Genomic DNA, 7,019 nt, shown 5'->3' with positions numbered 1-7,019 from the left:
GGTTTTTTGCTTTGTGCGCCGGAAATTAAGCCGGATGGCGGCTTCGCCTTATCCGGCCTACATACATCCCCTCCTTGAAACTTTCTCACCTTCTGCTTGCAGACTCGACATTAAGCCCGTTTCTGGGTATCGTTAGCTGTCTGGATGTCTAAACGTTTATACGTATGCTGTGAGGATTTAAGGTTATGCCGATTCGGGTGCAGGACGAGCTACCAGCCGTCAATTTCTTGCGTGAAGAGAACGTCTTTGTCATGACAACTTCACGTGCTTCTGGTCAGGAAATTCGCCCACTGAAGGTGCTGATCCTCAATCTGATGCCTAAGAAGATCGAAACGGAGAATCAGTTCCTGCGTTTGCTTTCGAACTCTCCGCTTCAGGTTGATATCCAGCTGCTGCGCATTGATGCACGTGAGTCACGCAACACGCCCACCGAGCATCTGAATAACTTCTATTGTAATTTTGCGGACATCCGCGATGAGAACTTCGACGGACTGATCGTCACTGGCGCACCGCTGGGTCTGGTGGAGTTTAATGACGTTGCCTACTGGCCGCAGATCAGGCAGGTGCTGGAGTGGGCAAAAGATCACGTTACATCCACCTTGTTTGTCTGCTGGGCGGTACAAGCCGCGCTCAATATTCTCTATGGCATCCCTAAGCAAACCCGTAGCGAAAAGCTTTCTGGTGTGTATGAACATCACATCCTTCATCCTCACGCGCTGCTGACGCGCGGCTTTGATGACACTTTCCTTGCGCCTCACTCCCGCTATGCCGATTTCCCGGCACAGCTGATCCGCGATTATACCGACCTGGAAATTCTGGCCGAAACGGAAGATGGCGATGCCTACCTGTTTGCCAGTAAAGACAAACGCATCGCGTTCGTTACCGGCCATCCTGAGTATGATCCCGACACCCTCGCGTCAGAGTATTTCCGGGATGTCGAGGCGGGTCTTAATCCGGATGTCCCGTACAACTATTTCCCGAAAAACGATCCGCAAAATAAACCAGGAGCCACCTGGCGCAGCCATGGAAATCTGCTGTTCACTAACTGGCTCAACTATTACGTCTACCAGATTACGCCGTACGATCTTCGCCACATGAATCCGACGCTGGAGTAATCGTCTGCATTAAACGATCCTAAAGCGTTTCAGCTATTCAGATCAGGCACCTTCGGGTGCCTTTTTTATTTCCGAAATCCTGTTCAACATGTCAGGAAACTTTAACTCCATATTAATCATTAAGTTACATTGTAATTAAAATTAAAATGGAAATTGTTTTTGATTTTGGAAAATTTATAGATAGTCTTAATTCTGCTGAGCGAAAACTACACAACGATCTTTCGTTCGCATTGGGGGCGTGATTTTGGATCTTTGATGAGGAGCAGAACGATGACTCAACAGGCAACCACGGTCGATGAATTGACCTTTACCCAGCCGAATGGTGAGCAAGAACAGCAGGTTTTGACGGCCGAAGCGGTAGAGTTTCTGACTGAACTGGTGACTCGCTTTACGCCGCAGCGCAATAAACTGCTCGCGGCACGCATTCATCAGCAACAGGAAATCGATAACGGCAAGTTGCCAGGCTTTATTTCGGAAACCGCTTCCATTCGTCATGGTGAGTGGAAAATTCGCGGAATTCCTGAAGATTTACAGGATCGTCGCGTGGAGATCACCGGCCCGGTAGAGCGCAAAATGGTGATCAACGCCATGAACGCCAACGTCAAAGTCTTTATGGCAGATTTTGAAGACTCGCTGGCACCGGACTGGCGGAAAGTGATCGACGGGCAGATCAATCTGCGCGACGCCGTCAACGGCACCATCAGCTACACCAACGAAGCCGGTAAAATTTACCAACTCAAACCGAATCCGGCTGTGCTGATCTGCCGCGTACGCGGTCTGCATCTTCCTGAAAAACACGTTACCTGGCGCGGAGAAGCGATTCCGGGGAGCCTGTTCGACTTTGCGCTCTACTTCTTCCACAACCACAAAAGCCTGCTGGCGAAAGGCAGCGGCCCTTATTTCTATCTGCCGAAAACCCAGTCCTGGCAGGAAGCGGCGTGGTGGAGTGAAGTATTCAGCTACGCAGAAGACCGCTTCAGCCTGCCGCGCGGCACCATTAAAGCCACGCTGCTGATTGAAACCCTGCCTGCCGTATTCCAGATGCATGAAATTCTCCATGCGCTGCGCGACCACATTGTGGGCCTGAACTGCGGCCGCTGGGATTACATCTTCAGCTACATCAAGACGCTGAAAAACCATGCCGACCGGGTATTGCCGGATCGTCAGGTTGTCACCATGGATAAACCGTTCCTCAGCGCCTATTCGCGCCTGCTGATCAAAACCTGCCACAAACGCGGGGCGTTTGCGATGGGCGGCATGGCGGCGTTTATCCCGAGCAAAGATGCTGAGCGAAACAATCAGGTGCTCAACAAGGTGAAAGCCGACAAAGAGCTGGAAGCGCGTAACGGCCACGACGGAACGTGGATCGCGCACCCCGGCCTGGCCGATACGGCGATGGAGGTCTTTAACCGCGTGCTGGGCGATAACAAAAACCAGCTGTTTGTCACGCGCGAGGAGGATGCCCCAACGGCTGAAGAACACCTGCTGGCACCGTGTGCGGGTGAACGCACGGAAGAGGGGATGCGCGCCAACATCCGCGTCGCCGTGCAGTACATCGAGGCATGGATCTCAGGCAACGGTTGCGTGCCGATATACGGCCTGATGGAAGATGCTGCCACGGCGGAAATTTCCCGCACCTCTATCTGGCAATGGATCCACCATCAAAAAACGCTCAGCAACGGCAAACCGGTTACCAAAGCCCTGTTCCGTCAGATGCTGGCCGAAGAGATGCGGGTCATCCAGGACGAACTGGGCGAGCACCGCTTCAGCAGCGGGCGCTTTGACGACGCTGCGCGCCTGATGGAGCAAATCACCACCTCAGATGACTTAATCGACTTCCTGACCCTGCCGGGCTACCGCTTCCTGGCGTAATTCACCACATAACAATATGGAGCATCTGCACATGAAAACCCGTACCCAACAAATCGAAGAATTACAGAAAGAGTGGACTCAACCGCGCTGGGAAGGCATCCGTCGCCCGTACAGCGCAGAGGAAGTGGTGAAGTTACGCGGCTCGGTAAACCCGGAATGTACGCTGGCGCAGAACGGCGCGGCGAAAATGTGGGATCTGCTGCACGGGGGATCTAAAAAAGGCTATATCAACAGCCTCGGTGCACTGACCGGCGGTCAGGCATTGCAGCAGGCGAAGGCCGGTATAGAAGCCATCTATCTTTCCGGCTGGCAGGTTGCGGCGGACGCCAACCTGGCCTCCAGCATGTATCCGGATCAATCTCTTTATCCGGCCAACTCGGTGCCGTCGGTGGTGGATCGGATCAACAATACCTTCCGCCGCGCGGATCAGATCCAATGGGCCGCAGGCATCGAGCCCAACGATCCGCGTTTTATTGATTACTTCCTGCCGATCGTGGCGGATGCGGAAGCGGGTTTCGGCGGCGTGCTTAACGCCTTTGAACTGATGAAATCGATGATTGAGGCCGGTGCAGCGGCCGTTCACTTCGAAGATCAGCTGGCGTCGGTGAAGAAGTGCGGGCATATGGGCGGAAAAGTTCTCGTCCCGACCCAGGAAGCGATTCAGAAGCTGGTTGCCGCGCGTCTGGCTGCTGACGTGCTCGGCGTGCCGACGCTGGTGATTGCCCGTACCGATGCGGATGCGGCGGACCTGATCACCTCTGACTGCGATCCGTACGACAGCGAATTTATTACCGGCGAGCGCACCAGCGAGGGGTTCTATCGCACGCATGCCGGTATCGAACAGGCCATCAGCCGCGGTCTGGCCTATGCCCCTTACGCTGACCTGGTCTGGTGTGAAACCTCCACGCCGGATCTGGCGCTGGCGAAGCGTTTTGCCGATGCGATTCATGCGAAATATCCGGGCAAGCTGCTGGCCTATAACTGTTCGCCGTCCTTCAACTGGCAAAAAAATCTGGACGACACGACCATTGCCAGCTTCCAGCAGCAGCTGTCGGATATGGGCTACAAGTACCAGTTCATCACCCTGGCGGGTATCCACAGCATGTGGTTCAACATGTTCGACCTGGCGCACGCCTACGCGCAGGGTGAGGGCATGAAGCACTACGTTGAGAAGGTACAGCAGCCAGAATTTGCAGCAGGAAAAGAGGGCTATACCTTTGTTTCTCATCAGCAGGAAGTGGGAACCGGCTACTTCGACAATGTGACCACGATTATTCAGGGCGGCACTTCCTCCGTCACGGCATTAACGGGTTCAACCGAAGAAGCACAGTTCTAATTTTCCCCCTCTCCCCTTTGGGGAGAGGGCCGGGGTGAGGGGGAATCTATGTCGCGTGGTCTGGAATTATTGATTGCCCAAACCATTCTTCAGGGCTTTGACGCCCAGTATGGCCGTTTTCTGGAAGTGACCTCCGGCGCGCAGCAGCGCTTTGAGCACGCCGACTGGCATGCGGTTCAGCAGGCTATGAAGCAGCGTATCCATCTTTATGACCACCACGTAGGCCTGGTGGTGGAGCAGCTGCGCTGTATTACCGACGGTAAAAGTCCGGATGCGGCATTTTTACTGCGCGTGAAAGAGTGTTACACCCATCTGTTACCCGACTACCCTCGCTTCGAGATTGCGGAGAGCTTTTTCAACTCCGTCTATTGCCGGTTATTTGACCACCGCTCATTATCTCCTGAGCGGTTATTTATCTTCAGCTCCCAGCCTGAGCGCCGCTTTCGTACCATTCCGCGTCCGCTGGCGAAAGATTTCTTTCCCGATCGCGGGTGGGAAAAGCTCCTGCATCGCATCTTAACGGATTTGCCGCTGCGCCTGCCGTGGGAGAACAAACTCCGGGATATCGGCTATATCCATGCGCATCTCCGTGAAACCTACGGCGAGGAGGTGCTCAGCCGCAGCCATGTGCAGGTGGCTAACGAGCTGTTCTACCGGAATAAGGCCGCCTGGCTGGTGGGCAAACTGATTACGCCGACGGCCATTGTGCCGTTTCTGCTGCCCATTCACCGTACCGACGACGGCGAACTGTTTGTCGATACCTGCCTGACCACCAGCGCCGAAGCCAGCATCGTTTTTGGTTTCGCCCGCTCCTATTTCATGGTTTATGCTCCGCTGCCGGCCGCCCTGGTGGAGTGGCTGCGCGAGATCCTGCCGGGCAAAACTACCGCCGAACTGTATATGGCGATTGGCTGTCAGAAGCATGCCAAAACGGAAAGTTATCGGGAGTATCTGCGCTATGTCACCGCGGCGGATGAGCAGTTTATCGAAGCGCCAGGCATCCGCGGCATGGTGATGCTGGTCTTCACGCTGCCGGGCTTCGATCGGGTGTTTAAGGTGATTAAGGATAATTTCGCCCCGCAGAAAGAGATGACCGCCGCCCACGTCCGCGCCTGCTATCAGCTGGTAAAAGAGCACGATCGCGTCGGGCGAATGGCCGATACCCAGGAGTTTGAAAACTTTGTGCTGGATAAGCAGCAGATCGATCCGGCGCTCATGTCGCTGTTATTGCAGGAAGCGCCGACGAAAATCACCGATCTGGGCGATAAAATAGCGATTAGCCATCTCTACATTGAGCGCCGTATGGTGCCGCTCAATATCTGGCTGGAACAGTCAGAGGGCCAGGCTTTACGTGATGCCATCGAAGAGTACGGCAACGCCATCCGCCAGCTCGCCGCCGCCAATATTTTTCCCGGCGATATGTTGTTTAAAAACTTCGGCGTCACCCGTCACGGGCGGGTGGTGTTCTACGATTACGATGAAATTTGCTACATGACCGAGGTAAACTTCCGCGACATACCGCCGCCGCGCTATCCGGAAGACGAGCTGTCCAGCGAGCCGTGGTACAGCGTTTCGCCGGGCGATGTGTTTCCGGAGGAGTTTCGCCACTGGCTGTGTGCGGACCCACGCATCGGGCCGTTATTTGAAGAGATGCATGAAGATCTGTTCCACGCCAGCTACTGGCGCGGGCTACAAACGCTTATCAAAACCGGACATGTGGAAGATGTGTACGCTTACCGCCGCAAGCAGCGGTTTTGTGTGCGGTTTAACGAATACCACCATACGCCAGCGTCACCTCTTTCGCGGCCTTAATCACCAGCGCGCCCAGCTCGGTGACGCGATCGTCGGTCATGCGCGAAATCGGCCCGGAAATCGAGATCGCGGCGAACGGCTCGCGGTGCTCGTCGAAAATACAGGACGCGAGGCAGCGCAGGCCAAGGGCGTGTTCTTCGTCATCAAACGAATAGCCGCGCTTGCGGGTCAACGCCAGATCTTCTTTCAGATGCACCGGCGACACCAGGGTGGCGTGGGTGTAGGCGTGCAGCCCTTTACGGTGCAGCAGCCCGGTCACCTGCTCTTCGCTCAGCTGCGACAGAAACGCTTTACCCGCCCCGGAGGCATGCATCGGCAGCTTGCCGCCAATCGGCGCGGACATGCGCATCAGCTGCGTGCACTGCACCTGGTCGATAATAATGGCCTGATGATCGCTCTGGTCCAGCACCGCAAGGTTGACCGTCTCGCCGGACTCTTCCATCAGCTTGCGCAGGATCGGGTGAACAATTGCCAGCAGGTTACGGCTCTGAAGGAAGCTGCTGCCCACGATAAACGCATGCGCGCCCACCGCCCAGTGTCCCAGCTCGCCCACCTGACGCACGAAACCCAGCTGCTGCATGGTGGTCAGCAGACGGTGCGTTGTGGAGTTCGGCAGGCCAGCCTGCTGGGCCAGCTCTGTCAGGGCCACGCTACCATGCGATTCGGCTATCCATTCCAGCAGCTTCAGGCCGCGCGTCAGGGACTGAACCTGTCCGCCGGGCTGTGCGGCAGGGTTGGCAGCAGGTTTTCTGCCGCGTTTAGCGGGAACGGTCGTAACCATGACGAACTCCTTTTTCTGTATCGTGGAAATCATTTTCGTTTTATTTGGTGAATTTGCAACCGCTTTCCTGACTGATCGGAGGAGTGATGGTGAACATGTCTCA

General features: G+C 55.4%; 5 protein-coding genes. 4 read left to right on the top strand and 1 reads right to left on the bottom strand.

Annotated elements, in window-relative coordinates; translation table 11 throughout:
• Positions 1-185 precede the first annotated feature (185 nt).
• From metA to aceK, 4 genes are all read left to right on the top strand, one after another.
• Positions 186-1,115: a homoserine O-succinyltransferase gene (gene metA / locus IM267_RS04200; RefSeq protein WP_193032861.1), complete on the top strand. Its 930-nt coding sequence runs from the start codon at positions 186-188 to the stop codon at positions 1,113-1,115.
• A 270-nt stretch (positions 1,116-1,385) separates the two neighbouring features.
• Entirely contained in the window at positions 1,386-2,987 is a 1,602-nt protein-coding gene (gene aceB / locus IM267_RS04195) for a malate synthase A (protein ID WP_193032859.1), read from the top strand.
• 31 nt (positions 2,988-3,018) lie between these two features.
• Positions 3,019-4,323 (top strand): isocitrate lyase, encoded by a 1,305-nt coding sequence (aceA, locus tag IM267_RS04190; protein ID WP_063449886.1) that lies wholly within the window; start codon positions 3,019-3,021, stop codon positions 4,321-4,323.
• Positions 4,324-4,371: 48 nt separating this feature from the next.
• Positions 4,372-6,135, top strand: a complete 1,764-nt coding sequence (aceK, locus tag IM267_RS04185) for a bifunctional isocitrate dehydrogenase kinase/phosphatase (RefSeq protein WP_193032857.1) — start codon at positions 4,372-4,374, stop codon at positions 6,133-6,135.
• Here aceK and iclR read toward each other — a convergent pair.
• The gene (gene iclR, locus IM267_RS04180) at positions 6,089-6,916 is read right to left on the bottom strand and encodes a glyoxylate bypass operon transcriptional repressor IclR (protein ID WP_000258962.1); all 828 of its coding nucleotides are present in this window, start codon (positions 6,914-6,916) and stop codon (positions 6,089-6,091) included. The genes aceK and iclR overlap by 47 nt on opposite strands.
• Between the last annotated feature and the right edge of the window lie 103 nt (positions 6,917-7,019).

The sequence above is a fragment of the Enterobacter cloacae complex sp. P15RS genome (assembly GCF_014895905.1).
Classification (GTDB): domain Bacteria; phylum Pseudomonadota; class Gammaproteobacteria; order Enterobacterales; family Enterobacteriaceae; genus Enterobacter; species Enterobacter quasihormaechei.
The sequence above is the reverse complement of the archived record's forward strand: the minus strand, read 5'-3'. Positions and strand labels throughout refer to the sequence as shown.